The 26,603-nt window shown below is 71.8% G+C and carries 17 protein-coding genes; 4 read left to right on the forward strand and 13 right to left on the reverse strand.

Going from position 1 to position 26,603, the window contains the following annotated elements:
* The 5 genes from ACLEQD_RS08885 to ACLEQD_RS08905 all read right to left on the reverse strand — a co-directional run.
* The coding region (locus tag ACLEQD_RS08885; protein WP_410383071.1) for an amino acid adenylation domain-containing protein at nt 1–8,401 on the reverse strand (8,401 nt) is incomplete at its 3' end.
* A gap of 138 nt (nt 8,402–8,539) precedes the next feature.
* On the reverse strand, nt 8,540–10,141 hold the full coding sequence (locus tag ACLEQD_RS08890) for an MBL fold metallo-hydrolase (protein WP_410383072.1): 1,602 nt from the start codon (nt 10,139–10,141) through the stop codon (nt 8,540–8,542).
* Between the two features lie 214 nt (nt 10,142–10,355).
* Nucleotides 10,356–10,853, reverse strand: coding sequence for a hypothetical protein (locus ACLEQD_RS08895; RefSeq protein WP_410383073.1), 498 nt, complete (start codon nt 10,851–10,853; stop codon nt 10,356–10,358).
* Between the two features lie 17 nt (nt 10,854–10,870).
* Nucleotides 10,871–11,788, reverse strand: a complete 918-nt coding sequence (locus tag ACLEQD_RS08900; protein ID WP_410383074.1) for a polysaccharide deacetylase family protein — start codon at nt 11,786–11,788, stop codon at nt 10,871–10,873.
* Nucleotides 11,789–11,852: 64 nt separating this feature from the next.
* Nucleotides 11,853–13,208 (reverse strand): nicotinate phosphoribosyltransferase, encoded by a 1,356-nt coding sequence (locus ACLEQD_RS08905; protein WP_410383075.1) that lies wholly within the window; start codon nt 13,206–13,208, stop codon nt 11,853–11,855.
* Between the two features lie 222 nt (nt 13,209–13,430).
* On the opposite strand from ACLEQD_RS08905, the gene ACLEQD_RS08910 reads away from it, so the two are divergent.
* Nucleotides 13,431–14,030, forward strand: a complete 600-nt coding sequence (locus tag ACLEQD_RS08910) for an SRPBCC family protein (RefSeq protein WP_410383076.1) — start codon at nt 13,431–13,433, stop codon at nt 14,028–14,030.
* Between the two features lie 47 nt (nt 14,031–14,077).
* On the opposite strand, the gene ACLEQD_RS08915 is transcribed toward ACLEQD_RS08910, so the two are convergent.
* From ACLEQD_RS08915 to ACLEQD_RS08925, 3 genes are all read right to left on the reverse strand, one after another.
* Nucleotides 14,078–16,321, reverse strand: a complete 2,244-nt coding sequence (locus tag ACLEQD_RS08915) for a kelch repeat-containing protein (RefSeq protein WP_410383077.1) — start codon at nt 16,319–16,321, stop codon at nt 14,078–14,080.
* A 238-nt stretch (nt 16,322–16,559) separates the two neighbouring features.
* Nucleotides 16,560–16,958: a VOC family protein gene (locus ACLEQD_RS08920; protein ID WP_410383078.1), complete on the reverse strand. Its 399-nt coding sequence runs from the start codon at nt 16,956–16,958 to the stop codon at nt 16,560–16,562.
* Between the two features lie 103 nt (nt 16,959–17,061).
* Nucleotides 17,062–18,483, reverse strand: a complete 1,422-nt coding sequence (locus ACLEQD_RS08925) for a hypothetical protein (RefSeq protein WP_410383079.1) — start codon at nt 18,481–18,483, stop codon at nt 17,062–17,064.
* Between the two features lie 317 nt (nt 18,484–18,800).
* Between ACLEQD_RS08925 and ACLEQD_RS08930 the strand changes: the two genes are divergently transcribed.
* The 3 genes from ACLEQD_RS08930 to ACLEQD_RS08940 all read left to right on the forward strand — a co-directional run bounded on the left by ACLEQD_RS08930 (nt 18,801) and on the right by ACLEQD_RS08940 (nt 22,548).
* Complete coding sequence (locus tag ACLEQD_RS08930; protein WP_410383080.1) at nt 18,801–20,495, forward strand: Ig-like domain-containing protein; 1,695 nt, start codon at nt 18,801–18,803, stop codon at nt 20,493–20,495.
* A 145-nt stretch (nt 20,496–20,640) separates the two neighbouring features.
* Complete coding sequence (locus tag ACLEQD_RS08935) at nt 20,641–21,060, forward strand: Kelch repeat-containing protein (protein ID WP_410383081.1); 420 nt, start codon at nt 20,641–20,643, stop codon at nt 21,058–21,060.
* 159 nt (nt 21,061–21,219) lie between these two features.
* Complete coding sequence (locus tag ACLEQD_RS08940; protein ID WP_410383082.1) at nt 21,220–22,548, forward strand: cytochrome-c peroxidase; 1,329 nt, start codon at nt 21,220–21,222, stop codon at nt 22,546–22,548.
* Nucleotides 22,549–22,614: 66 nt separating this feature from the next.
* On the opposite strand, the gene ACLEQD_RS08945 is transcribed toward ACLEQD_RS08940, so the two are convergent.
* The 5 genes from ACLEQD_RS08945 to ACLEQD_RS08965 form a co-directional block, all read right to left on the reverse strand.
* The gene (locus tag ACLEQD_RS08945; RefSeq protein ID WP_410383088.1) at nt 22,615–23,574 is read right to left on the reverse strand and encodes a lysylphosphatidylglycerol synthase transmembrane domain-containing protein; all 960 of its coding nucleotides are present in this window, start codon (nt 23,572–23,574) and stop codon (nt 22,615–22,617) included.
* A 76-nt stretch (nt 23,575–23,650) separates the two neighbouring features.
* Nucleotides 23,651–24,142, reverse strand: a complete 492-nt coding sequence (locus tag ACLEQD_RS08950; RefSeq protein ID WP_410383084.1) for an Hsp20/alpha crystallin family protein — start codon at nt 24,140–24,142, stop codon at nt 23,651–23,653.
* A 163-nt stretch (nt 24,143–24,305) separates the two neighbouring features.
* Nucleotides 24,306–25,010 carry a phosphoribosyltransferase gene (locus ACLEQD_RS08955; protein WP_410383085.1) on the reverse strand — a complete coding sequence of 235 codons (705 nt, stop codon included), beginning with the start codon at nt 25,008–25,010 and terminating at the stop codon, nt 24,306–24,308.
* Between the two features lie 65 nt (nt 25,011–25,075).
* A complete protein-coding gene (locus ACLEQD_RS08960) occupies nt 25,076–25,780 on the reverse strand; it encodes a TVP38/TMEM64 family protein (RefSeq protein WP_410383086.1) in 705 nt (234 codons plus the stop codon).
* Nucleotides 25,781–26,006: 226 nt separating this feature from the next.
* The coding region (locus ACLEQD_RS08965) for an ABC transporter permease (protein WP_410383087.1) at nt 26,007–26,603 on the reverse strand (597 nt) is incomplete at its 5' end.

Here is a 26,603-nt window from a genome sequence, read left to right on the forward strand (position 1 = left end):
GGCCTTGCTCGGTGGAGACGACGTCGCTGGAGGCCCGGGCGACGAGGGCGAGGGCCTCCAGCGTCTGGTGCTGGAAGAGGTCGCGAGTGGCCAGCGAGAGGCCGACGAGGCGTGCGCGAGCGACGACCTGGAGGCTGATGATGGAGTCGCCGCCCAGCTCGAAGAAGTTGTCGTGGACTCCGACGCGGGGCAGGCCCAGCACCTGGGCCCAGATTTGGGCCAGCTGAATTTCGACGGGCGTGCGCGGGGCGACGAAGGAGGCCTGGGCGGAGGCGGAGGCTTCGGGAGGCGGCAGGGCGTGGCGGTCGAGCTTGCCGTTGGCGTTGAGGGGCAGGGCCTCCAGCACGACGAAGGCGGAGGGCACCATGTACTCGGGCAGCTTCGCCTGAAGGTGCGCGCGCAGGGCGGAGACCTCCACCTCCTGGCCCTCATGCGGGACGACGTAGGCCACCAGCCGCTTCACCCCTGGCGAGTCCTCGCGCAGCACCACCACCGCGTCACGCACGGACCGCGATTGGGAGAGGACGGCCTCCACTTCACCCAGCTCGATACGGAAGCCGCGCAGCTTCACCTGGAAGTCGACGCGGCCCAGGGACTCCAGCTCGCCGTCGGGCAGCCACCGCGCCCGGTCGCCCGTGCGATAGAGCCGCGCTCCCGGCTCCGTGGCGAAGGGGTGCGGGACGAAGCGCTCGGCGGTGAGCTCCGGACGGCCCAGGTAGCCGCGCGCGAGGCCCACGCCGCCCAGGTACAGCTCGCCGGGAACGCCGACGGGCACCAGCCCGCCCCGGCCGTCCAGCACGTATGCCTCCACGTTGTGGAAGGGCCGGCCCAGGGTGAGGGGTTGCGCCCGTACCGCCGTGTTCACGGTGGCGCAGACGGTGGCCTCGGTGGGGCCGTAGGCGTTCACGAAGCGGCGGCCCGGGGCGAAGCGCTCCACCAGCTCCGGTGTGCACGCCTCACCCGCGACGACGAGCGTGCGCACGTCCGACAGCCCTTCCGGCTCCAGTTGCGCGAGCACCGTGGGCGTGACCTTCAGCGTGGTGACGGCCTGCCGGCGCACCAGCTCCATGAGGGGCGCGCCCGGCATCTTCTCCTCGCGCGAGGCCAGCACCAGCGTCGCGCCCGACAGCAGCGCGGGGAAGATCTCCGACACGGAGGCATCGAACGAGGTGGAGAAGAACTGGAGCAGCCGGCGCTCCGGCCCCAGGTCCATGAAGTCGAGCGTCTGCAGCGCCGTGTTGCACAGGCCGCCGTGGGTCAGCAGCGTGCCCTTGGGGCGGCCGGTGGAGCCCGACGTGTAGATGACGTAGGCGAGGTGGGACGGCTCCGAGGTCCCCTCCAGGTTGGCCTCCGCCTCGCGCTCGATGCGGTCCGCGTGCTCGTCCACCAGCAACACGTAGCCGCGCCGGTCGATCAGGTATTCCAGCGACGAGTCGGTGACGAGGACCGGAGCCCACGCATCCGAGGTGATGAAGGCCAGGCGCTCGGAGGGCAGCGTCGGATCCAAAGGCAGCCACGCGCCCCCCGCCTTGAGGACGGCGAGCACCGCGATGATGAACTCGCGTGGCTCCTCCAGGCAGACGGCGACGAGGAGCTCCGGGCCCACGCCCACGCGGCGCAGGTGGCGCGCGAGCTGGTTGGCGCGGGCGTTCAGCTCGCCGTAGGTGAGCGCGTCCGTGCCGTGTTGCAGCGCCACGGCCTCCGGGGTGCGCGCCACCTGGGCCTCGAAGAGGCGATGGACGAGGGGAGTTTCCGGCAGCGTGCGCGCGGCGGGACGCGCGTTCGTCCACAGCTGCTGGCGCTCGTGCTCCGGCAGCAGCGGGAGCTGGGACAGCCGCGTGTCCGGCGCGCGGACGACCCCCTCCATCAGCACCCGCAGGTGCTCCGCCATGCGAGCCATGGTGGAGGCGTCGAACAGGTCGGTGTTGTAGTCGAGCGTTCCGGTCAGCCCGTCCTCCGCGTCGGAGAGGAAGAGGGCCAGGTCGAAGCGCGACACGCCGGCGTCGGTCTCCACGGTGCTCAGCGTCAGGCCGCCGGTGGTGAAGTCCGCCAGCCGGGGCTTGTCCAGGACGAACCACACCTGGAAGAGCGGGCTGTGGCGCAGGTCGCGCCGGGGCTGCAGCTCCTCCACCAGCTTCTCGAAGGGGATGTCCTGGTGGGCGTAGGCCCCCAGCGTCGTCTCCCAGACCCGGCGGAGCACTTCACGGAAGGACGGATCCCCGTCCAGCCGGGTGCGCAGGACCAGGTTGTTGACGAAGAAGCCGACCAGCGGCTCCAGCTCCGCCAGGCGGCGTCCGGCCGTGGGCGAACCGACGCTGATGTCCTGCTGGCCCGAGTACCGCGACAGCAGCACCTGGAACGTGGCGAGCACCAGCATGAAGGGCGTGAGGCCTTCGCGCTGGGCCAGGGCCTTCAGGGCCCCCGTCAGCTCCCGGGGGATGTGCACGGGGAACGCCGCGCCGCGGAACGTCTGCACGGAGGGACGCGGCCGGTCGGTGGCCAGCTCCAGCACGGGCGGCGCGCCCGCGAGCTGCTGGCGCCAGTAGGAAAGCTGGCGCTCCAGCTCCTCCTCGCGCAGCCATTCGCGCTGCCACACCGCGTAGTCGGCGTACTGCACCGCCAGCTCCGGCAGGGGCGAGGGCTGGCCCTGGACGAAGGCGGCGTACAGCGCGCTCAGCTCCTGGATGAGCACGGTGATGGACCAGCCGTCCGCGATGATGTGGTGCATCACCACGACCAGCTGGTGCTCCCCTTCCGCCAGCTTGAGCAGGCTCAGCCGCAAGAGCGGGCCCCGGGTCAGGTCGAAGGGCTTCGTCGCCTCCGCCAGCGCCATGCGCCGGACCTCCGCCTCTCGCTGCTCAGCGGGGAGCCCGGACAGGTCCACGCGCGGAAGGCGCCAATCCATCCGCTCGGAGACGACCTGGAAGGCCTCGCCACCCGCGGCGTGCAGGGTGGTGCGCAGCACGTCGTGGCGGCGGATGATCTCCGCGAGCCCTCGCTCGAAGGCGTCCGTGTCCAGCGGCCCCGTCACGCGGATGGCCGCGGGCATGTGGTACGTGGCGAGCCCCGGCTCCAGCTGCTCCAGGAACCACAGCCGCTGCTGGGAGAAGGACAGCGGCAGCGGCTGATCCCTCGGCGCGCGCCGCAGGGGCGGCAGCTTCAAGAGGGTGACGTCGCGCGTGGCCGCTTCCACGCGCTGGGCCAGCTCCTCCAGGGAGGCGCTCTCGAAGAGGGCGCGCAGCGGCAGCTCCACGCCGAACGCGGCGCGGACGCGGGAGATGACCTGGGTGGCCAGCAGCGAGTGGCCCCCCAGCGCCATGAACTCGTCCTGGAGCCCCACCTGCTCCACGCCCAGCACCTCGCGCCAGATGGCGGCCACGCCCTGCTGGATCGCGGTGCGCGGCGCCAGGTACTCGGCCGTCGCGGCCCCCGTGCCGTCCGGGACGGGCAGGGCCGCACGGTCCACCTTGCCGCTGGTGGACAGGGGCAGGGCCTCCAGCGCGACGTAGGCCGCGGGCACCATGTAGTCCGGCAGCCGTGACGACAGCAGGTCGCGCAGCGCGCGGGGCTCCACGCGCGACTCCGGCGTGGGGACGACGTAGGCCACCAGCCGCTTGTCGCCCGGCGTGTCCTCGCGCGGCACCACCACCGCGTCCCGCACGCCCGGTACGGCGCGCAGCGCGGACTCCACCTCGCCCAGCTCGATGCGGAAGCCGCGCAGCTTCACCTGGAAGTCGACGCGGCCCAGGAACGCGAGCTGCCCGTCCGCGAGCCACCGCACCCGGTCGCCCGTGCGGTACATCCGCGCGCCAGCTTCGGGGCTGAAGGGATCCGGAAGGTAGCGCTCCGCCGTGATCCCGGGCTGTCCGACGTAGCCGCGCGTGACCTGCTCGCCGCCCACGTACAGCTCTCCAGGCACTCCCTGCGGCGCGAGCCCCAGGGCCGCGTCCAGCACGTAGACCCGCGTGTTCGCCATCGGTCGGCCCAGGGGGACGCTGGCGGGCAGCGGCTGTTCGGGCGGGAGCCCCACGCGTCCGGCCAGCACGCCCACCGTCGTCTCCGTGGGACCGTAGTGGTTGAAGACCTCGCAGTCCGGCGCCAGCGCATGCACGGACTCCAGCAGCTGCCAGGATGCTCCTTCGCCTCCCAGCACCAGCCGCTTGCGCGGCAGGACCCACCGGGGCTCCGGCGCGGTCATCAGCGCGGCCAGGTGCGACGGCACGATCTTCATGCAGTCCACGGGGTGGCGCTGGAGATAGGCGGCGAAGTCCGCGGGCTGGCTCGCGCGCTCGCGGGTGATCACGTGCAGCAGCCCGCCCGTGCACAGGGCGGGGAAGAGCACCGTGTTGCCCAGGTCCGCGGAGAACGTGGAGACCAGGGCGAAGCTGGCGCACGCCTCCAGCTCCAGCCGTTGCGTGGCGGCCTGGACGTAGTTGAGCAGGTGCCCCTGGGTGACGGCGACGCCCTTGGGCTGCCCCGTGGAGCCCGAGGTGAAGAGCACGTACGCGAGGTGCTGTGACTCCAGCGCCTCGGGAGGCCGCGTCGTGGGCAGGCCCGCCAGCAGCGCGGCCTGGGTGTCCAGCGCCACGATGGGGGCCACGGCGGGCGCCCAAGTCCCATCCGGGAGCGCGTGGGTGATGATCGCGGCGGCGCTCACCGCGCGCACCATCGCCTCCCGCCGGGAGGCGGGCAGCTCCGGATCCACCGGCACGTAGCCCGCGCCGGCCTTCCAGACGCCCAGCAGCGCGACGACCAGGTCGACGGACCGCTCCAGGCACAGGGCGACGCACGAGTCGGCCCCCACGCCCAGGGACCGCAGGTGCCACGCGAGCTGGTTGGCGCGCGCGTCGAGCCGCGCGTACGTCAGCGACTCCTCCTCGCAGGTCACCGCGAGCGCCTGGGGGCGCAGGGTGGCCTGCTCCTCGAACAGGGACAGCACGGACGCGCGCGGCGCGAACGGCGACGCAGTGGTGGCCCAGTCCCTCAGCAGCCGCTGCCGCTCGGCGGCGTCACCGAGAGGAAGCGCTTCCACGAGGGTGTCCGGCGCGGAGACGGCCGCCTGGAGGAGCGTGAGCAGGTGCTCCACCATGCGCGCCGCCGTGGCGGGCGTGAACAGCGCGGTCGCGTACTCCAGGCTGCCGCTCAGGCCGTGCGCGGTCTCGGTGAGCGCCAGCGAGAGGTCGAACTTCGCCGCCGGGTTCTCCAGCGGGAGGCGCTCCAGCGTCAGCCCGGGCAACGACAGCCGCGGCAGCGGATCCGGCTGCATCACGAGCTGGGCCTGGAAGAGCGGGCTGCGCCCCAGCTCACGCACCGGACGCAGCGCGTCCACCAGCGCCTCGAAGGGGACGTCCTGGTGGGCATAGGCCTCCAGCGTCGTCTCCCGGACCCGGGCCAGCAGCTGCCGGAAGGTGCGTCCCTCGGAGCGCCGGGAGCGCAGCACCAACGGGTTGACGAAGAAGCCGATCAGCCCCTCCGTCTCCCCCTTCGAGCGGCCGGAGATGGGCGAGCCGACGCAGAGGTCGTCCTGGCCGCTGTAGCGGTGCAGCAGCACCTGGAAGGCCGCCAGGAGCACCATGAACGGCGTGGCGTCCCCGCTCCGGGCCACGGCCTTGAGCGGCTCCCAGACCTCGAGGGGAAGGTGGACCGGCTGCCTGCCGCCGTCGAAGCGCTGGACCGGGGGCCGAGGCGCGTCCGTGGGCAGGTCCAGGTGCGGGGGCGCTCCGGAGAGCTGGTTCCGCCACCACTCCAGCTGACGGGCCATGGCCTCGCCCTGGAGCTGATCCCGCTGCCACGCGGCGTGGTCGACGTACTGCACGGCCAGCTCCGGCAGCGGCGACGGCTGGCCCTGGCGGAACGCTTCGTACAGGGCGCCCACCTCACGCACCAGCACGCCCATGGACCAGCCGTCGGAGACGATGTGGTGCATGCACAGCACCAGGACGTGCTGGGTGTCCGAAAGGCGCGCCAGGGTGACGTGCAGCAGGGGCCCGGTCGACAGGTCGAAGGGACGACGCGAGAGCTCTCGCGCCAGCCGCTGGACCTCGGGGGCACGGACCTCCGGCGAAAGCGACGACACGTCCACCCGCGCGAGGCGCAGGGGCGCTGGCGGATGGATGTGCTGGCGGGCGTGGCCCTCCGCGTCCGCGTGGAACGTCGTGCGCAAGGGCTCATGGCGGCGCACCACCTCGCTGAAGGCGCGCTCCAGCGCGGCCACGTCCAGCACGCCGTCCAGGCGCACCGCCGCGCAGAGGTTGTAGGCCGGGCTGGCCGGGTCCAGCCGATCCAGGAACCACAGCCGCTGCTGCGCGAAGGACAGCGGCAGCGGCTGCTCACGCGAGACGCGGCCCAGGGGGAGGCTGGGAACGGCAGCCACGGGCGCGGAGAGCCGCAGCGCCAGCTCCGCCACGGACGGGCCGCTCAGCAGCAACTCCATGGGCAACGCCACGCCCAGGCCCTTCTCCACGGTGTGCGCCAGCTCGACGGCGCCCAGCGAATCCAGCCCATACCGGGTCAGCGGTTCGCGGACCTCCAACGAGCCGGGATCCACGCCCAGCCGCCGCGCCAGGTTCTGTCGCAGCCACTGCTCCAGCTCCGCGACGCTCCGCGGGGCCGCTTCGGATCCGGCGGGCGCGGGAACGTCCGCCAGCGCGAGCGCCGCGCCGTCCGGCGACGCCTGCCAGGACGCCACGACGCGCAGGTCCTGGTTCAGCCACCCCTCGCGGCATGCATGCCGCTGCACCTTGCCGCTGGACGTCTTGGGCAGGCTGCCCGGCTCGATGAGGACCAGGTGATCCAGCCGCAGCTCATGCACCTGGGCCACCTGCCCGGCGATGTCGCGCGCCACGTCCTCCACCGGCGCCTGCGCCCGCCGCGTGTCCAGCTCGTACACCAGCACCAGCCGCTCCTCGCCGTCGCGCTCCACGGAGAAGGCGGCGCCGCAGCCGGGGCGCAGCGCGGCGCTGGCGTGCTCCGCGGTCACCTCGATGTCCTGGGGGTGGTGGTTGCGGCCGCGGACGATGATGAGGTCCTTGAGCCGGCCCACGACGAAGAGCTGTCCGTCCTGGAGGAACCCCTGGTCGCCCGTGCGCAGGAAGGGCCCCGCGCCGTCGTGCGTGCGGGCGTTGAACGTCCGCTCGCTCAGCTCGGGCTGGCGCCAGTAGCCCTGGGCCACGCTGGCGCCCTTCACCCAGATTTCACCCACCTCGCCCGGCGCGCGCGGCGCGTGGGTCCGGGGCTCGACGATGAGCACCTCCTGCTCCTGGAGCGTCTGCCCGCAGCCCACGAGCGTCTGCGCAGGCGCCCCCGCCTCGGGGACCTGGGCCCGCCCGAGCCGCAGCTCCCGCGACGCCACCTCGCGCAGCAGCGGGACGGTCCCCCGCTGCACGCCAGAGACGATGAGGGAGCCCTCCGCCAGGCCGTAGCATGGGTAGAAGGCCTCACGGCGGAAGCCGCTGGGCGCGAAGGCCTGGACGAAGCGCTCCAGCGTCTCCGGACGGATGGGCTCCGCGCCGCAGAACGCCACGTTCCACGCGCTCAGGTCGAGCGCCGCGCGCTCGGCTTCGGTCGTCTTGCGCACGCACAGGTCGAACGCGAAGTTGGGGCCGCCGCTGATGGTCCCCCGCGTGCGCGACAGCGCCTCCAGCCAGCGCAGGGGCTTGCGCAGGAAGCTCAGCGGCGACATCAGCGTGGTGCTGAAGCCGCCGTAGACGGTGCCCAGGATGCCGCCGATGAGCCCCATGTCGTGGTAGGGCGGCAGCCAGATGACCCCGGCGCTCCCGGCGTGCATGCCGAACGCGTCGTGGATGAGGCGCAGGTTGTGCAGCAGGTTCGCGTGGGTGAGCTCCACGCCCTTGGGCATGCCGGTGGAGCCGGAGGTGTACTGGAGGAAGGCCCGCGAGCCCGCGTGCAGCTCGGGCCGGCGCCAGGCGCTCTCACCGCCTTCGGGCAGCGCGTCGGTGGCCACCCAGCGCAGGTGCTTGAGGTCCGGGGCCAGCTCGAAGAGCGCGTCGGCCATGGACAGGATGAAGGAGTTGGTGAGGACCACCGTGGCCTGGGCGTCCTGGATGATGGCCCGCAGGCGCGGCAGGGTGCGCTCCAGGCGGGACGGATCCGGCGGATAGGCAGGCACGGTGACGACGCCCGCCGCCAGACAGCCGAAGAAGCCGCTGACGTACTCGTTTCCCGGTGGGTAGAGCAGCACCGCGCGCTCGCCGGGAGCGGAGACCTCCTGGAGCATCGCGGCGATGCGGCGCGCCCGCTGCTGCAAGCCGGCGTAGCTCAGGACGGAGGACTCTTCCTCCAGGTCCTCCTCGAAGAAGAAGAGCGTGCGCCCACCGTGGGACGCCGCGCGTTCGTCGAGCAGGTCCACGAGCGTGGAAGAGGAGGAGGCCGCGGTCTTCATGGGGGGAGCTCTGGGGAGAAAACGCAGGATGGAGCAGCAGGTGCGCCAGGCCGTGACCCGCACGGCCTCCGGACGCATGGCGGGGCCCACCGTGCCACCGGAGCGCGGGGCGTCCGGTGCACGGGGCCTGGATCAACCTCAGGCGCGCAGGTGGACTTCCTGCGCCCCCTGGAGCCGCTCCGCTTGGAGGCCACGCTCGCGCGCGGCGGCGAGGAGCCGCTCGGATTCCTTCATCCGGGGCGTCTCCGGCGTGGCGGCGGGCCCGATGATGTGCTCCATCCAGGGCTCCAGGCCCATGGCGTAGTTGAACAGGCGCTTCGCGCCCACGAGCTCCAGCAGGCGCAGCCCCTCGGCGCAGTTGCTGCCGCGGCACCGGCGGTTCTTCTCCAGCTTGCGGTCGCGCTTCTTGGGGAAGAAGCCCTCCAGCATCCAGGTGTGCGGGGCGCCTTCGATCTCCGTGTTCATGAAGACCGTGTGCAGGTCGCCCACCGTGGCGCGCAGGTCGCGGTAGGTCGTCTCGTCCACGCACATGGAGTCGGCGGCGAAGAACAGGCGCTCCGTGCCGGTGCGGACGATCCAGGCCGTCTTCGCGTGGGCCACGTCGCCGTGCTCGCCCATGAAGGGCGCGGCGATGATCTCCCCGTCCGGCAGGGGCAGGGATTCGTAGAAGTAGGGCTCCAGCACGTCGCGGAACCCGAGCGAGCGCGCCAGCAGCCGGGGCGAGTAGTCCCCCGCCAGCGCCCCGCTGGAGCGCGGCACCACCAGCGTGCCGATGCGCTGCCGCAGCCGCAGGAGCGTCTCGATGTCCAGGTGGTCCGGATGGCTGTGGGTGATGAGGACGTAGTCGATGCGGCGGGGCAGCTCCGCGAAGGAGATGCGCGGCAGCGGGCCCTGCGCCTCCGGACGCACGGGCACCACCGCGTCGATGAGGACCGACTTGCCCTTCCACTCCACCAGCACACAGGCGTGCCCCACGTAGCGCACGCGCGGGGTGGCGCCGGTCCACGTCTCCGGCAGGGCCTGGGGGGCCTCGCTCAACAGCGGCAGCAGCTCCGCGTCGGACGCCACCGCGTCACCCAGCACGTCGCGGATCCACCCGAGCGGCCGGGGCTCGATGTCCAGGCTGAAGAGGCGGTCCAGCCGCTCGTCGTGGAAGGGCACCTTCCAGTCCACCTGCCCGGGTCCGCGCAGGCGAGGGGTGGTGAGCAGCGAGTCGCGCTCCGCGTCCGCCTTGAGCCGGCGCAGCCGCAGGGACTGGATGTCCGTCAGGTGATGAGGCCCGCGGTACAGCAGGCCCTCGTGCACGCGCATCGACGGGCGGTTGACGTAGTCGTAGACCAGCTCCACCTTGCCCTTGAGCACCTCCGGCAGCATCGGGTACAGCGGCTCCAGCGACTGCCCCTTGGCCTCCGCCAGCAGCTGGTTCTGGAACGTGTCGAACGCCTCCGCCAGCTTCAGCCGCTCCTCCTGCCGGGAGGTGATCCGTTGCAGCAGCCCGCGCACCTCCTCCGCGCGCTCCGCCGGCACCCCGACGAACGAGCTGCCGCTGAGCATGGGGTCCTTCGCCGCCTTCGCGTGGAAGTCCGGCGTCTGCAGATAGGCCTTCAGCAGCGGCACCAGGTACGCCTGCAGGTGCAGGCTCGCGGGCATGGGGGCCACCGTCATCCACCACGCCTGGAAGTCCTGGACGAGGGGCTCGACGAGGGTGGCGTCCGCGAGTCGAAAGAGAGGTTCGGTCATGGCTGCGATCACGGCGTGCTCTCGCGCCCGGCACGGTGCCGCCCGGTCCCCTCATGGAGGTGGGACGGGGCAGGTCACGCCAGGGGAGGACACAGGGAGAAAATACTTAACAGGATAACACCAGAATTTGAGGGATCCTGAGTTGGATTACAAGTCTGGTCCGGGCGGCTATACATGGTGTCCTATTTAAGCCAGCTTGTAACGTTTACATTCGTCATTGAGCCGGCGGCGGTTCGGGCTCGAGCGGGGCGAAGGGGCTTGGGCCCAGGTCCTCGAGCCTGAAGTCATCCATGGTCAGCGTGCCCACGCGCTCCAGGGCCAGCCCCACGCTCAACCCCAGGCCCGCGGAGGGCGCGGCGGGCGTCGTCCACTCGGCGTAGCCGTAGGTGCCGCGCGTGGGCAGCAGGGCGCTCTGGGCCCACCACACCCAGCCGCCGGAGGCGTTGCGGTAGTACGCCTTGAAGAGGGGCGCGGCGGTGGCCTTGTACCAGGCGGACACCCTGTAGCGGTGGCCCGTGGTGAGCGCCGGCGCGCACGCTCCAAGGTCCTCCAGGGAGATGAGCTTGCGGTCTCCGCTGGAGTAGCTGGTGATGCTCAAGCGCTGGGCCCAGCTCCCTGAATGCGCGTCCGAGGTCCGCGCCCACGTGAAGGCGTTGGCGCCATAGCCGCCGCGCTGCCAGCAGTCCGGCGCTCCGTCTCCGTTGCTGTCCATCTCCAGGGACGGATTGCTCAGCAGCTGCGTGGGAGGAGGCGTGCCCGCGTCGGCAGCGGCGGCCCGCTGACGGGCGGCTTCACCGCGCCTCCGATGACCTGGTCCACGGTGCGCACAAAGGTGCCTCGCGAGGCGCGCGCCGCGAGCCAGTCCAGGAAGGCGGTGAAGGTGGACACGTTGATGCCGTAGGTCTCGGACGTGGGGCACGGCCCCGGGCAGATCTCGTGGAACGCGATGGGCACCCAGCCACCCCCGGAGGACTCGGCGCGGAGCACCAGGTTCTGCAGGTCCGCCAGCGTCTGGGTTCTCTGGACGGAGCCGTGGTTGCGGATGGCGAAGGCGTCCTGCGGCGGAACGCTCTCCGCGTACGGACAACCCGTGCAGCTGTCCGGCGTGCGCAGGCCGCCAGACTCCCGCGCGGAGTTGTAGTTGCAGTCGATGACGACCTGTTCAGTGGTCGCGTCCCGGGCTCCGGACGGGTAGGCGAACGACGTCACCCGCAGCCCCGCGTTGATCAGGGCGACGCGGTCGTCACACACCTGGCGCCGCTGGGAGTCCACGTCCAGCGTGGGGAGCTGGACATGCGACACCGTGTGGCCGCCCACCTCATGCCCGGCGGCCTGGAGCCGGCGGATCTGAGTAACCGTCAGGTAGCCTGGGAGGCCGAGCCGTCCGCTGCTGACGAAGAAGGTCCCGCGCAGGCCGCGCGCCTCCAGCAGGAGCGCCGCGTTGGCCTGGCTGGCCCGCGCATCATCGAAGGTGAGCGTAACGACGAGCTGCCCGGGCTCCAGGACGAGGCTCGACTTCTCCTCCAGCGCCTCTTCGGGCGCGAAGGGCGCGGAGCCCTGGCACGCGAGCGCCATCACGAAAGCCATCACGAACAATGACAACCCGAACGCGCGGGCGGACCGGAGGAAGGGGATGAAGGGGGGCATGGTGCTCGCCAAGGTGCGTGCTGTCCTCTGGCTGCCAAGCGGCCCGGAAGCATGGCGCGGCTGCTCACGGGTGAGCGTGAGAGACGGCCAGCCGCTCGCGCAACCCGGCGACCACCTGCTCCTTCGCGGCGCTCAGCGCGGCACTCACCTCCACCGGATAGGGAGGCCGTGCCGGCTCCAGCCTCCGCACTTCCAGGGGCAGCCGCGCCAGCGCTTCCCGCGCGTGCGCCTGGAGCACCGCGAGCGGTGGAGAGGCGCCCTCCAGCCGCTGGCCTTGGTGCATCACCCGCCGCAGCAGGGGATGTCCGGGCAGCGCCTCGTCATGGCACGCGAGCACGTCCCGCCTCGCCACGCCGTCCTGCTCCTCGCGGAACACCTGCTTGCGTCCGGGCAGCAGCACCTTGCCCGATGACAGCTTGAGCCGCCCCCGGCCCGCGTACTCCACCAGCTTGTAGGCCATGTCCAGCGCGGGCGCGTCGTCGGACACGCCCATGGCCGTGCCCACGCCGAAGGCGTCGATGGGCGCCTGATGCGCGAGCAGCCGCGCCACCTCGTCCTCGTCCAGCCCGCCGCTCGCGAGGATCCGCACGCGCTCCAGGCCCGCGGCGTCCAGCAGCGCGCGGGTCTGGTGCGAGAGCGACAACAGGTCTCCCGAATCCAGCCGCACCGCGCGCACGTGGAAGTCCGGGCCGAGCTCCCGCGCGAGCGCCACCACCTTCCGCACGCCCTCGAGCGTGTCGTACGTGTCCACCAGCAGCGTCGTCTCCGGGAACCGGTGGGCGTATGCGCGGAAGGCGGCAAGCTCGTCGTCGTGCGCCTGGATGTAGCTGTGCGCCAGGGTGCCCGACACGGGGAGGCCGTAGCGCTGAGCGGCCTGGAGGTTGGACGTGGCGCTCACCCCGGCGACAGACGCGGCGCGCGCCACCTTGAGGCCCGCGTCCTCGCCGTGCATGCGCCGCACGCCGAAGTCCACCACCGGCCGGCCTCGCGCGGCCTCCACCACCCGGGCCGCCTTGGAGGCCGCCAGCGTCTGGAGGTGCACCTGGTTGATGAGATACGTCTCCACGAGCTGCGCCTCGGGCAGGGGCCCCACCACCTCCAGCAGCGGCTCCTGGCCGAAGACAGGGGTGCCCTCGGTCACGGCGTGGACGTCCCCCGTGAAGCGGAAGTGCTCCAGCCAGTCCAGCAGCTGCCGGGAGAAGCGCCCCAGCGACTCCAGCCAGGAGAGGTCGGCCGGGGAGAAGCGGAGCGTCTCCAGGTAGGTGAGGGCCTGCTCCAGGCCGCACGCCAGCAGGAAGTTGCGGCGCGCGGGCAGCCGGCGGACGAAGAGGCTGAAGGCCGCCTCCTCGTGGAGCCCCTCGGCGAGGTAGGCGTCCACCATCGTGAGCTCATAGAGGTCCGTGAGGAGCGCCGGCGCCATGGGTTCCCTCCCTCCGCGCATCGTCAGGAAGGTATGGCCGTGGGCCGTGGAGCGGGACCGTCCGCGCGGCCTCGAGGGCGCTCCCAGGCGGGTCCCCCCTTGGATGTCCTCCCTGTGCTTCCGAGGGGTTGGGCGCGGCCCCAGGAAAGATTCCGGACGCGTCGATTTGCCGGGGGCTCGTTCGACGTATGGGCAAATCCACGTCGGAAAGAGGAGTCCCGCATGCTCAAGAAGATCCTGCTCGGTGCCGCCGTCGTCTTCGTCGCGTTCCTCGGCTTCGTCGCGACACGTCCGTCCACCTTCGAGATCAAGCGCTCCACCACGGTGCGCGCGCCGGCCGGCGTGGTGTACGGGCTCGTGGCGGACTTCCACAAGGTGGCGACCTGGTCGCCGTTCATGAAGCCCGACCCCGTCCGGAAGGACACCTACGCGGGCGTTCCCGCCACGGTGGGCCACTCGGTCACCTGGACCAGCACGGACAACTCCAGCGAGGGCAAGATGACGATCTCGTCGCTCAAGCCGCCCGAGCAGCTCCAGCTCCAGCTCGACTTCGTCAAGCCGTTCGAGGCCACCAACGAAACGGTCTTCCGGTTCGAGCCGGCCGGAGAGGACACCCGCGTCACGTGGGTGATGTCTGGCCAGAACGGCTTCCTGGGCAAGGCGTTCTCCGTGTTCATGGACGTGGACAAGATGGTCGGCTCGGACTTCGAGGCGGGGCTCGCCACGTTGAAGGACCTCGCCGAGGCCGAGGCGAAGGCCTCGGCAACGGCCGCCGTGAGCGCGGCTCCGAACGGCGCGGTGGCGACCGACACGGTGAAGTAGCCGGGTGCGGCGCCGCCGCGCGCGCCCATGTCAGGGGAGCGGGCGTCTCATGGCGTGAAGACCTCCGCCGACTCCTCGTCCGTTTCGGTGTTGGGGGGTGTGCCGGCGACGAGCGCCCTGCCGTCGAGCAGCGCCGTCACCGTGTACCCGCTACGAAGGATGGCCGGCGAAGGAGCCATGCTCCACGTGCCCGAGCCCGGTTCGTAGAGCTCCGCCACCCAGCTCACGACGAACCCCCTACCGTCGAGCAGCCGCACCGCCGGGCCGCCAATGGGCTCGAGCGGCATGGCCGTCAGGCTCCAGGTGTTCAGGACGGGGTCATACACCTGCGCCGCCCTGCCTCTCACGACGAGCACCTTGCCCGTGGGCAGCACCACCGGCCAGACCCCGAGGGGCGCGAGCGGAGGAGCGGTCGGGCTCCAGCTCCTCGTGGCCGGGTCATGCACCTCGGCATCGGCTTCTCCCGTGGTGAGCACCTTGCCCGTAGGCAGCACCGCCGCGGAGAAAGAGTGGGGGGCGGCCATGGCGCCCGCCGGGCTCCAGGTGCCCGTGGCCGGGTCGTATACCTCCGCGGAAGTGAGGCCGCCGCTCATGTCCTCGCCTCCCGCCACGAGCACCTTGCCGTCGGGAAGCAGCGCCGCCAGGTGCCTGGAGCGGCCCTGGGCCATGAAGCCCGTCGGAGTCCAGGTGTTCGTGGCCGGGTCGTAGAGCTCCGCCCGCGCGGAATAGAACTCGAAGCCTTCGCCTCCCGCGACGAGGACCCGGCCGTCACGCAGCAACGTCGCCGAGTGGTAGAGGCGGCGCACGTTCATGTGGGCGCCAGGGGTCCAGGTGTTCGTGGCCGGGTCGTACAGCTCCGTCGAGTCGAGGAAGAAGCTCCATTTCTGGGCGCTTCCCCCCGCGATGAGCACCCGGCCATCCGGCAACAGCGTCGCGGTGTGACCCCACCGGGGCCCGCCGGCCATGGGCCCGGTGGGATCCCACCGGCCTACGAGGGCGCAATCCGGCAGCCCCGCCACCGTGAAGCTCCGGGTGGTCGTGAGGTCGAAGGCGTTCGTCACGGTGACGGTGATGGATGGAGTCGTGCCCGGGCGGATGCACACGGGCGCCGTCCAGGTGATGCGGCTGTGGTTGCCGACCTGCGCCGGAGCGCCTGTCGTGCCGGTACTGGAGTCCCAGGAGAAGGTGAGCGCGGAGCCCTGCGGGTCGCTGGCGGCCACCTCATACGTGAGCACCTGGCCCGGGCTCGCCGTGTCCGAGGAGCGGTAGGAGCGCAGGATGACGGGCTTCAGGGGGTGGAGGGGAGGCGTGGTGCTGACACACAGGGCGACGGTGCCCGTGTTGTGTCCTCCACGCCCGTCGGACACGGAGACCGTCAGCCGGCAGTTGTTGCAGGCCTCCGCGGGCACGAGCGAGGGCGTGAATCGGGCGGTGCCGGAGGACGCATCGGTCCAGGTGCCCGCGCACGACGCGCTCCAGGAATAGGAGAGCGCGTCTCCGTCCGGATCCGACGCCGTGACGGACACCGACGTCGGCTGCCCGACGACGAGGTGCGTGGGCGCGGCGTCGAGTGAGGTGACCACCGGCGCGCTGTTGAAGGAGATGGACAGCTCGGCCTCACCCTCGCCCTCGGGCAGGACGTTGACGCGCAAGAGCGCGCTGGAGGCCAGGCCGCGCGAGTCCGTCACGGTGAGCGTCAGGGTCTGGATCCCGGTGGTCGCGGGCGCCGTCCACGAGGTGTCGCTCTCGGAGGTCGAGGAGAACGTGCCCGCGGTGGCGCTCCAGGCGTAGCTGAGCGTGTCCTCCGGGTTCGGGTCATGCGCGTAGGAGATCAGGGAGACGGTGCCTCCGGCCGTCACGGTGCTGGGATTGGCTACGACGTAATCGATGAGCGGCGCCTCGTTCTCGAACGGCGGCGGCGGGTCGAGCTGCTGGAGGGTGATGGCGACGAGGGTCGTCTGGTCCGCGAGGATGGAGACGCCGGAGGCGGAGCCGGAGAAGAGCAGGGTGCCGGAGGCGTCATAGGCCCGCGCGGCGAAGGCACGGTTGGTGCCGGCGGGGATGTTGCCGATGGTGCCGCCCCACACGCCATTCGTGGGCGCCAGGTCCACCCAGACGGTGCGGATGTCCGGCCCGCCCGAGGCGACCGCGACGCGGGCGATGTTGGATGAGAGGGATTGAGGCACTGAGACGGCGAAGCGCGCCGTCCCGGTGTCCCCGGAGGTGTCCCCACAGCCCGCGAACAGCGCCACTGCGAGCGCCAGCATCAGGTGAAGGCTTGCTCTCTTCATGTCCATCCCCCTCGCCGCGAGCGTGATGCTCGCGAAGCAACCGCAGCGGATGAGAGGACTTGGGGCGACGCGCGAGAGGGCTCACCTGCTTGCGATTGGGGCGACTATCCAGGATGGAAGGCATTGCCGCCCATGGGCCGGACAGGAGGTGCTCCGTCCTATGACTGACGACGGGAGGCCTTCACGGGCCCCTGGCGTCGTCCGTCGCACCTCCTCGCCGCCTGGCCGGCCGGCCGCATCAAGGCTGCGGCGCCGACCAGACCAGGTTCCACAGGTGGCCGTCGAGGTCCTCGAAGCCCTGGTCATACATGAAGCCGTGGTCCTCGGGCGGATGCGGAATGCGGGCGCCGGCGGCGGCGGCCTTGGCGATCAGACTGTCCACCTCCTCCCGGCTGTCGCAGTTCAGGCAGATGACGACCTCGTTGGCGTCCTTCGCCTGCGCGACGGGCTTGTTGGTGAGGGTCTTGAAGAACGCTTCGGTCGTCAGCATGGCATGAATGCTGCCATCCACGATGTCCATGAACGCCGCGCTCTCGTTGCTGAATTGGGACTTGAAGCCGAAGCCGAGAGCGGAAAAGAAGGCCTTGGATTTATCCAGATCCTTTACCGCCAGGTTGAAGATGATCTGCTCTTTCATGATGTCCTCATGTCGAAAGGTGAGAGGAGAGTCTACGCGGTAGCGAGCGCGACGTCCTGCTCTTCATCCCAACGAAGACACCGGTGGCAACTCCGCCGACGACTCACGGGTACAGGCTCAGGAGAAACGGGTCGAAGATGTCCGGCGTGGTGGGCTGGAGGGTCCCGGTGCCGAAGTCCACCGGGCCGCGGAATCCGCCCGTCACGGCGACCTCCCCCTCGCGCGAGACGGACAGGCCTCCGAAGGTCGTGGTCTCCTCGGGGAAGGTGCGCACCCAGTCGCGCGCTCCGTCCACGCGGTCGTACTTGTTGACGAAGGCATACAGGGAGGACGTTGGGGGCAGCGGGCCCGAGCCCACGTCGTCGCCCGGCATGGCCACGCCGAGCACCGTCATGCGGTCCTCGTGGTCCGAGCGCACCTCGAAGACGGTCCAGCCCAGCTTGCGGCCCCAGCGGTCCTCCCCGTCGCGCGTCAGCGCGAGCACCATGCCCGCGCTGCCCACCGCGGGCGCGGTGAACGTGCGCCCGCCGAAGTCGAAGCGGCCCGTGAAGCGGCCCACGGGCACCACGCGGTTGCCGTGCACCGCGACGTCGGTGAACCGGCTGAGGGCCGTCGCGTCCTCCAGCGTGCGAGACCAGACATGCCGCCCGGACGGGCTGAAGCGGGCCACCACGGCCGTCTCCACGCCCGGCACGGATGGCTGCAGCGGGCCTCCGCCGAAGTCCGTCGCTTCATCGAAGGAGCCGGCGATGTAGAGGTGGTCCTGCTCGTCGACGGCGACGCCGCCGAGGGAGGCGGTGGCCGGGGAGGTGAAGACGTGATCCCACAGCCAGGCCCCGTCGCGGGTGTACTTCACGAGGAAGGCGGAGACGGGGCCGGTGGTGCGCGGGCCGCCGCCGAAGTTCGCCGGCCCCTCCACGGCGCCCGCGAGGATGACGTGGTCCCCGCTGTCGACGGCCAGCCCGGAAGTGCCGTCGTAGTTGCCGCCCAGGTTGCGCACCCAGCGCACCTCGCCCTCGCGCGTGAACTGCGCCAGGAAGAAGCCCGTCACCGTGACGCCGCCGAGCACCACCGGGTGTGACGTGTTGCCCCTCACGGTGATGTTGCGCTGGCGGTCCGTGGCGGCGACCTCGAAATAGGTGTCCGGGAAGAGGGCGCCCGCCGCCGCGCCATAGCCATGGGACCACAGCAGCCGCCCGTCGCGCGCGTACTTCACGATGAAGGCGTTGTTCCCGGCCTCCGCGGCGACCGCTGGCAGCGGGCCGCCGCCGAAGTCCGGCGAGCCCTCGTAAGTGCCGACGACGATGTTGGCGCCGTCCCGGTCCGTGGTGACGTCCCCCGGCAGGACGTCCCCTCCCGGAGAACCCACGCCCCGGCGCACCCAGCGCGTCTGGCCCCCGGCGTGCCGCGTCTCCAGCGAGGCCTCCGAGGCCCGTGCTCCGGACGTCTCCACGGGGCCCTGGCCACAGCCCGCGCCCAGCGCCACGCCGCATACCGCCATGGCCCACGCCTTCATGCCTGTCATCGTCGCCTCCCGCCCACCGGAGCCCGCGCCAGGGATGGACGCGGTGCCGAAAAAGCAGGGTTGGCAATGCCAGACACCTCGGACACCCGTGCGGAGGTCGCACGGGCGTGTCGTCGCGAGTGGCAGGGCCGGGCTTCGTCCCGTAGAGGACGACGGCCCACCTCTTCGGGTCATGGCCCGCGCAGGCGCTCAACCTGGATAGTCCACGTCCAATCGCTTGCAGGGTGAGTGCTCGTCGCTGGTGCCAGCGTGCCCCTGCTCGAAGCCCATCCGCTTCCGGTTGCTTCGCGAGCATCTCGTTCGCGGCGGGGGACTTCATGAAAAGAGCATTCATTCACCTGATGCTGGCGCTCACGGCGGCGCTGCTCGCCGGTTGCGGAGACACCTCCGGGGACACCGGGACCGCGCGCTTCGCCGTGTCCGTGCCCCAATCCCTCTCATCCGACATCGCCCGTGTCGCGGTCGCCTCGGGCGGGCCGGACATCCGCACCGTCTGGGTGGACCTTGCCCCCACCGACGGCATATGGGGCGGCACCATCGGCAACATCCCCGCCGGCACCGGCCGTGCCTTCGCGGCGCGAGCCTATGACGCCTCGGGCACGCTGCTCTTCGCGGGCTCCGCCTCCGGCGTCACCATCGCCGCGAACCAGACGGCCTTCGTCGCCATCACCCTCCAGCAGCTCGACCCGCCGCCGCCGTTCGAGAACGAGGCGCCGCTCATCGACTCCCTGGTGGCTTCCACGACCACCGTGCCAGCGGGACGCTCGCTCTTCCTGTGGGCCGCCGCGCATGATCCGAACGCGGGGGACACGCTCAGCTTCGCGTGGAGCGCCACCGCGGGCGTGTTCTCCTCCATCTCCGACGGCTTCGCCGTGTGGGTGGCGCCCGCCGCCACCGGCATCCAGAGGGTCACGGTGACGGTGACGGACTCCCGTGGCCTTTCCTCCAGCGCCACCCTGTCCGTCAACGTCCAGCCAGAAGGGGAGGGCGAGGCCGAGCTGTCCATCTCCTTCAACAGCTCCCCCCAGGTGTCCTCCATCACGGCGACGGCGACGCGGTTGGCCGTTGGGCAGATGACCACCGTCTCCGCGCTGGCCACGGACCTGGATGGAGACAGCCTCACCTACGCCTGGAGCGCCTCGTGCGCGGGCACCTGGGCGGATGCGTCCTCCAGCACCGCTGGGTTCACGCCCTCGCTGCTGCCCGCCGCGGCCTGCAACAACTGCCGCCTGACCGTCTCCGTGTCGGACGGACGCGGAGGGCACAACACGGGCACCGTCGCCCTGTGTGTCAGCACCACGCCTCCGTCCAATCCCGTCGCGCCCGTCGTGCTGCGCTCCTATCGCTCCTCGGACACGGCCCTTCCGGGAGAGGTGCTCACCTTCGAGGTGGCCGCCAGCGACCCGCAGGGCTCCGCGCTCACCTTCTCCTGGGGGGCCACCGCTGGCACGCCCGGCACGCCGACCGGGGACTCCACGCACAGCCGCATCACCTGGACGGCGCCTCCGTGTCTCGATGTCGCGGCCCCGGCCATCACCGTCACCGTGACGAATGCCTTTGGCCTCACGGCCACCGGGAGCTTCACCGCGGCGGGCTTGCCGGCCTGCTCCACGCCGGGGACGTGGGCGCTGACGGCTCCCAGGGCCTTCGACCTGTTTCGCCTGGTCAGCACGGCGACGCTGCTGCCCGACGGCAAGGTGCTCGTCGCCGGGGGACGTCAAGAGCAGGGACACACCTGCGGCAGCGCGGCGGAGCTGTACGACCCGCCCTCGAATACCTGGAGCGCGACAGGCTCCATGCTCGACTGTCGCTACGGGCACACGGCGACGCTGCTGCCCGACGGCAAGGTGCTCGTCGCGGGAGGACGGGGCCAGGTCGTCAACACTTCGACGGCGGAGCTGTATGACCCGGCCACGGGCACCTGGAGCGCGACGGGATCCATGACGGAACCCGCGCCGGCCACACGGCGACGCTCCTCTTCAACGGCAAGGTGCTCGTCCAGGGCGGAATGACGGCGGAACTCTATGACCCGGCTTCGGGGACCTGGAGCCCGACCGGCTCGCTGGCCGAGGTTCGCGGGGGGAACTCGGCGACACTGCTTCCCAACGGAAAGGTGCTCATCGCGGGGGGCGCAACCTGGACGGCCCCCTCGCCACGGTGGAGCTGTACGACCCGGCTTCGGGGACCTGGAGTCTCACGGGCTCCCTGGTCGCGCCGGCCAGCGAATGGGCTGCGCTGCTGCCCGACGGCACGGTGCTCGTCGTGGAGGGGATGTCAGCGCAGCTGTACTCGCCCACTACGGGCACCTGGACTCTCACGGGCTCCCCGGCCGAGCCCCTTGGCGGCCCGATGACGCTGCTGCTCGACGGCACGGTGCTCGTCACGGGCTCCGCTCAGGGCGGCACCCTGACCACGGCGGAGCGGTACGACCCGGCTTCGGGGACCTGGAGCCCGACCGGCTCGATGATCGAGCCCCGCTCCCCTGGGGAATTCACGGCGACGCTGCTGCTCGACGGCAAGGTGCTCGCCGTGGGCGGGAGCTACACCTCCACCTCCTCCGAGCTCTACACCCCCTGAGCCAGGCGGCTTCCCCCATCCTGGTGGGCCATCCGCTCCGCGCCATGCGACAGACGGTCGCGCTCCCGGCCCATGGCCGGGGCCCGGTCGAGACAGCACCCTTGCCGCCGCTCCCGAACCGAGGTGCTGGAAATGCATGGGTCACGGTCATGGTGCAGGTTGTCGCTTCTGCTGACGCTGGGCGGGGCGCTGGCGTGCGATGTCGCTCCGGCACCGGGGACGCTGCCCTCGAAGCCGCCCATGGGCGAAGGCGCCGGTGACGCGACGGCCCAGGAGACGCCGGAGGCCGTCCAGGCCTCGGCCGTCTTCGAGGCCACGTTGCGCGAGGAGGCCACGTCGGCGCCCAATGGGCTCAAGCCCGTGGAGCGGCTCGGCAAGCTGCTCTTCTTCGACCGCCGGCTCTCCGAGCCCATGGGCCAGGCGTGTGCCGTCTGTCACGGCCCCGAGGTGGGCTGGACGGGCCCCAGCCTGCTCATCAACCTCACGGGCTCCGTGTACGAAGGCGCCGTGCGGGGGCGCTTCGGCAACCGCAAGCCGCCCTCGTCCGCCTACGCCACGCAGGCCCCCATCCTCCACCGGATGACGTCCGGTGAGGGTGAGTCCACGTTCGTGGGCGGCAACTTCTGGGACGGCCGCGCCACCGGCGAGGAGCTGGGCAACCCCGCCGCGGATCAGGCGCAGGGCCCCTTCCTCAACCCCGTGGAGCAGAACAACCCCAGCGAGGCCGCCGTGGTGGCCAAGGTCTGCGGAGGCCCGTACGGCGATCTCTTCCGGGCGGTCTGGGGCGCCAACATCTGCGGCGACGTGCCGCGCGCGTATGACGACATCGCGCGGTCCATCGCCGCGTACGAGGCCTCTCGCGAGGTGAACGCCTTCACCTCGAAGTACGACGCCTTCCTCGCGGGCCGCGCGCGGCTCTCCTCCCAGGAGCGGTGGGGCCTGGAGCTCTTCGAGGGCAAGGCCCGCTGTGACAAGTGCCACCCCAGCCGGCGTGGCCCCGGCGGCGAGCCGCCGCTCTTCACCGACTACACCTTCGACAACCTGGGCGTGCCGCGCAACCTGCTCAATCCCTGGTACTGGCAGCTCCAGTTCAACCCGGAGGGCCCCTTCTGGATCGACCCCGGCCTGGGGGGCTTCCTCCAGACGCGCCAGGATTACGCGCCCTTCGCGCGCGCCAACCTGGGCAAGGTCAAGGTCCCCACCCTGCGCAACGTGGACAAGCGCCCGTTCCCTGGCTTCACCAAGGCCTATATGCACAACGGCTCCTTCAAGAGCCTGGAGTCCGTCGTCCACTTCTACAACACGCGAGACGTGCTGCCGGCCTGCTTGGGGAGCGCGTCGGGGGCTCCTGGCGTGGACTGCTGGCCCCTGCCGGAGGTGGGGCTGAACGTCAACACGCGGGAGATGGGCAACCTGGGCCTGTCGCCCCAGGAGGAGCAGGCCCTCGTCGCCTTCATGCGCACGCTGTCGGACGGCTACTTCCACTGACGGGGGCCGCTCGGGCGGGGCGAGCGGACCCCTCCACCGCCACCTGACCGTCCCTCCCGGAGGCTGTCACTCGCGAAGCACTCCCCGGGAGAGCCAGAGGCCCGGCAGCAGGGGGAGATAGAAGCTGAAGCCGCGGAACAGCACCGTCGCGGAGAGCGCCGCGGCCAGGGGCACGCCCATCAGCGTCAGCGCTCCGGTGGAGGCGGCCTCGAAGGTGCCCAGGCCTCCGGGGATGACGCCCAGAACCCGCGCCAGCGCCGACAGCATGAAGGCGGCGAAGACGTGGGTGGGCGCCGCGTCCACGCCGATGGCGCGCAGCAGGGTCCAGAGCGTCGCCGCGTCGAGCAGGTGGATGATGAAGTTGAAGACCGTCGCCTCCGTCAGCACGCGGGCGCTGTGCGCCAGCTCCGGCGGGGCTTCGGAGAGGGCGTGCAGCAGCGTCCTCGCTCCCGGGATCCGCGCGAAGCCGCGGGGCGGCCGGTGGCCCCCGTCACCCCGGGACAGACGCAGGAGGAAGGCGATGAGCGCGCCGCTGAGCGCGATGAGCACCGCCGTGGCCACCCACACCAGCCGCCGCGCCTCGCCAATCCAATCCGCCATGCCCAGGGCGACGAGCAGCGCCAGGATGAGCGCGGTGTAGTTGGTCATCGTCTCCACCACCACGCAGGCCATCACCGGCCCCCGCGCCACCCCGCGCCGCTCCAGGCCGTGGACGATGAGCGCCGCGCCGCTGATGCCCGCGGAGGGGAGGGCCTGGTCGACGAAGAGCTTCGCGAAGCTCATGGAGTAGAGGGCGCCCAGGGGCACGCGGAAGCGCGTCCGCCGCAACACCGCGCGCCACACCGCGGACTGGGACAGGTACGTCGCCGCCTGGAGCAGCACGGCGACGAACAGCCACGCGGGGGCGGACTGCCTCAGCAGGCGCGCGAACTCGCGCTCGTCGGAGGCGCGCGCCACCACCAGGATGAGCGCGGCCAGCAGGGCCAGCCCGAAGCCCCAGCCCCGCCAGCCCCGCCGGGCCGCCACTTCCGGCAACCCGCCGCCTGGCCTCACTTCGAGGGATGCGAGCCGGCCGCGCCTGACACGCGGCCGGGACTCCACCTCACGCCTTGCCCTTCGCCCCGCCCCCGCCAATCGGGATGCGCTTGGACTGGGCCTCGGCGCGCTTGGGAATCCGCAGGACGAGCACGCCGTCCTTCAGCTCCGCGCTGACGCGGTCCACGTCCACGCCCTCCGGGACGGTGAAGGTGCGGCTGAAGCCGCCGTGACTGCGCTCGTACGTGAAGTAGCGCTCGCCCTCCTCGCGCTTCTCCTCGTCGCGCTTGCCGCTGATGATCAGCCGCTGCCCGGTGACGGAGACGTCCAGGTCCTCCTGCTTCACGCCCGGCAGGTCCGCCTTGAAGACATAGGCGTCCTGGGTCTCCTTCACGTCGAAGTCCGGCGCGAGCGACCAGCCCTCCTCGCCGCCCGGCACCATCTTGCGCAGCAGCGCCATGGGATCCGTCTGGAGCAACTCGTGCATCTGCGCGAACGGGTCCCACGACTGCTCACTGCGCGCGAGCTCCCGCGCGCGCCGGATGGGATGCATTGCCATGACTCATCACCTCGGTGGCGCCAAGCGCCGCGCGGCATGCGCGGCGGACCCCGGGCGCCGGTGAAACGGTGGGGAGCCTCCGCCAGGGTTCAAGGCGGTGGGGCGGCCTCGCCGGGCGCCCGGTCCCCGCGCTGTCCCCCCCTCGCGACGGGCCTCCCCTTGCTCAGCTCGGGGGCGGCACGGGGTGGGCGGAGCCGGGAGGGGACGAGCGCCGGCGCTGCTCGAAGGTCCTCCGCGCCAGCGTCAGCAGGTCCACCACCTCCTCGTCGGGCACCTGCCGGAAGTCCAGGTACCACTGGCCAATCGAGAACAGCGACAGCGTGGAGAACGGGCACACCACGGCATCCACCAGCGGCCTCAACACGTTGAGCGTCAGGGTCTGCGCCACGGGGACGGCGAGGACGATGCGCCCGGGCTTCCGCGCGCGCAGCGCCTGGAGGGCCGCCCAGACGGTGGCGCCGGTCGCGATGCAGTCATCGACGAGGAGGATGCGCTGTCCCTCCACGCGCGGCGGCGGCGCGCCCTGGCGGAAGCGCGCCACCCGCTCCTCCACCTCCGCGGTCTTCTGACGGATGGGCCCGCGGAGGTCGTCCTCCGTGACGTCCACCTCGTCCATCCGCTTGCGGTCGAGGAAGACGACGCCTCCCTCCGCCACCGCCCCCAGGCCCAGCTCCGGGTAGTCCGGAGCGCCCACCTTGCGCACCACGCAGACGTCCAGGGGAGCGCCCAGCGCCGACGCCACCTCGTAGGCGACGGGGACCCCGCCCCGTGGCAGCCCCACGACGACGGTGTCCTCGCCCGTGTACCCGGCCTCCAGCAGCCTTCGCGCGAGCCGCCGGCCCGCGTCCACCCGGTCCTCGAAGTACATGGTGTGTCCCCCTGGCTCAGGAGAAGCACGGCCGGGAGGTCTGTCCACCCGCCGGGCCGCCGCCGTCAGCCGGAGGGCGGCCGCGCGCCGAGCCGCTTGCGCAACAGGTGGAAGGCGAGCAGGCCGGCGAGGATGCCGGCCGCGCCCAGGCCCAGCAGCACCGGGGTGCGCCGCTCCAGGACGCTGGCGCCCAGGTAGACGGTGCCCACCGCGTAGGGCAGCTCCGCCAGGGCGAGCACGGCCAGGTAGCGGCGCAGCCCATAGCGCGCCAGCCCGAGCACGTAGCCCGGGATCTCGGAGGGGATGGCGAGCTGGAAGAGGAGCACCACGCCGAAGGGCGTGCGCCGGGAGACGCGCTCCTCGTAGCGGGCGAGCAGGCCTGGGGAGGTGAGCCGGCGGATGACGGGCCTGCCCCAGGCGCGGGCGATGCCGTAGGCGCACGCGCCGCCCAGCATCCAGCCCACCCAGAGCAGCAGCGCGCAGACCGTCTTCCCCCAGGCCTGGAGCGCCACCGGCAGCAGCAGCGCGCTGGAGAAGAAGGCCAGCATCGCGGACAGGGCGGAGAGCAGGACGAAGAGCACCGCGCCCCAGAAGGGATGCGCGGAGATGACGGGCGCGGCCGCGTCGACCACCCGGCGCAGCTGGGATTGGAACGCCTCCGAGGACGTGAGCAGCGCGAGGCCCGCGAGCAGCAGCCCCAGCAGGAGCGCCCGGCCCCACATGGCCGGGAGCCCGCGATGCGAGTCCTGGGGCTGGGGCGAGGCGTTCATGGGCTCCAGGTCCTTGCGCCCGGAGCGGCAATCTGGGGAAGGCGCCCGGAGCGGCAAGCCGTGCCCGGGCGTGGCACAGCTTCCACTGGCGGACAGTGCACCAGGGGGGATGCCGGCCCTGGTGTATGCTTCGCGCCCCAAGCGCATCCCGCTGGAGGACCTGGACCTCGCGGCGGGCTGCCTCACGGCGGAGCAGCTGGAAGGCTGAGGCCTTCCGTCCCGCCGCTCAGGCGCGCAGCGCGTCCAGGATGGACAGGCGCGCGGCGCGCAGCGCGGGCAGCAGCCCCCCCAGCAGTCCCATCGTCGTGCCGAACAGCAGCGCGCCCAGCAGGATGGCGGGGGTGGGGGAGAAGCCGAAGCTCACCGCCGCGAAGGTCTGGAAGTTGAGCGTGCGGATGTGGATCCACCGCGTGGCCAGCGCCCCCAGCGCGCCCAGCACGCCGCCGGCCGTGCCCAGCATGGCGGACTCCACCACCACGCTGGCCAGCACGCTGCGCCGCCGGAAGCCCACCGCGCGCAGCATCCCCAGCTCCGCGACGCGCGTCGCCACCTGGGCGTACATGGTGATCATCGCCCCCAGCACCGCGCCCAGGCTGAAGACGAAGGACACGAAGAGCCCCAGCACGCGGATGAAGGCGGCCAGCCCGCTGGCCTGATCCGCCCAGTACGCCGGCTCCGGCCTGGCCTCCAGGGTGAAGCGCGGGTTGGCCTCCACGCGCTTGACGAAGGCGTCCACCTCCGCGGGCGAGCGCAGCCGCACCACCGCGGAGCTGAAGTCGTCGCGCCCGAAGGCCGTGCCCAGGCGCAGGGCGTCCGCCCACAC

Source organism: Corallococcus sp. 4LFB (assembly GCF_046520365.1).
Taxonomy (GTDB): domain Bacteria; phylum Myxococcota; class Myxococcia; order Myxococcales; family Myxococcaceae; genus Corallococcus; species Corallococcus caeni.

Bases quoted from the DNA above. Each gene is read 5' to 3' on its own strand.
- ACLEQD_RS08900 (WP_410383074.1), bottom strand. From the start codon at position 11,788: ATGCCCCCCTTCATCCCCTTCCTCCGGTCCGCCCGCGCGTTCGGGTTG.
- ACLEQD_RS08930 (WP_410383080.1), top strand. From the start codon at position 18,801: ATGAAAAGAGCATTCATTCACCTGATGCTGGCGCTCACGGCGGCGCTG.
- ACLEQD_RS08915 (WP_410383077.1), bottom strand. From the start codon at position 16,321: ATGAAGAGAGCAAGCCTTCACCTGATGCTGGCGCTCGCAGTGGCGCTG.
- ACLEQD_RS08925 (WP_410383079.1), bottom strand. From the start codon at position 18,483: ATGACAGGCATGAAGGCGTGGGCCATGGCGGTATGCGGCGTGGCGCTG.
- ACLEQD_RS08905 (WP_410383075.1), bottom strand. From the start codon at position 13,208: ATGGCGCCGGCGCTCCTCACGGACCTCTATGAGCTCACGATGGTGGAC.
- ACLEQD_RS08960 (WP_410383086.1), bottom strand. From the start codon at position 25,780: ATGAACGCCTCGCCCCAGCCCCAGGACTCGCATCGCGGGCTCCCGGCC.
- ACLEQD_RS08895 (WP_410383073.1), bottom strand. From the start codon at position 10,853: ATGGACAGCAACGGAGACGGAGCGCCGGACTGCTGGCAGCGCGGCGGC.
- ACLEQD_RS08890 (WP_410383072.1), bottom strand. From the start codon at position 10,141: ATGACCGAACCTCTCTTTCGACTCGCGGACGCCACCCTCGTCGAGCCC.
- ACLEQD_RS08910 (WP_410383076.1), top strand. From the start codon at position 13,431: ATGCTCAAGAAGATCCTGCTCGGTGCCGCCGTCGTCTTCGTCGCGTTC.
- ACLEQD_RS08955 (WP_410383085.1), bottom strand. From the start codon at position 25,010: ATGTACTTCGAGGACCGGGTGGACGCGGGCCGGCGGCTCGCGCGAAGG.
- ACLEQD_RS08920 (WP_410383078.1), bottom strand. From the start codon at position 16,958: ATGAAAGAGCAGATCATCTTCAACCTGGCGGTAAAGGATCTGGATAAA.
- ACLEQD_RS08950 (WP_410383084.1), bottom strand. From the start codon at position 24,142: ATGGCAATGCATCCCATCCGGCGCGCGCGGGAGCTCGCGCGCAGTGAG.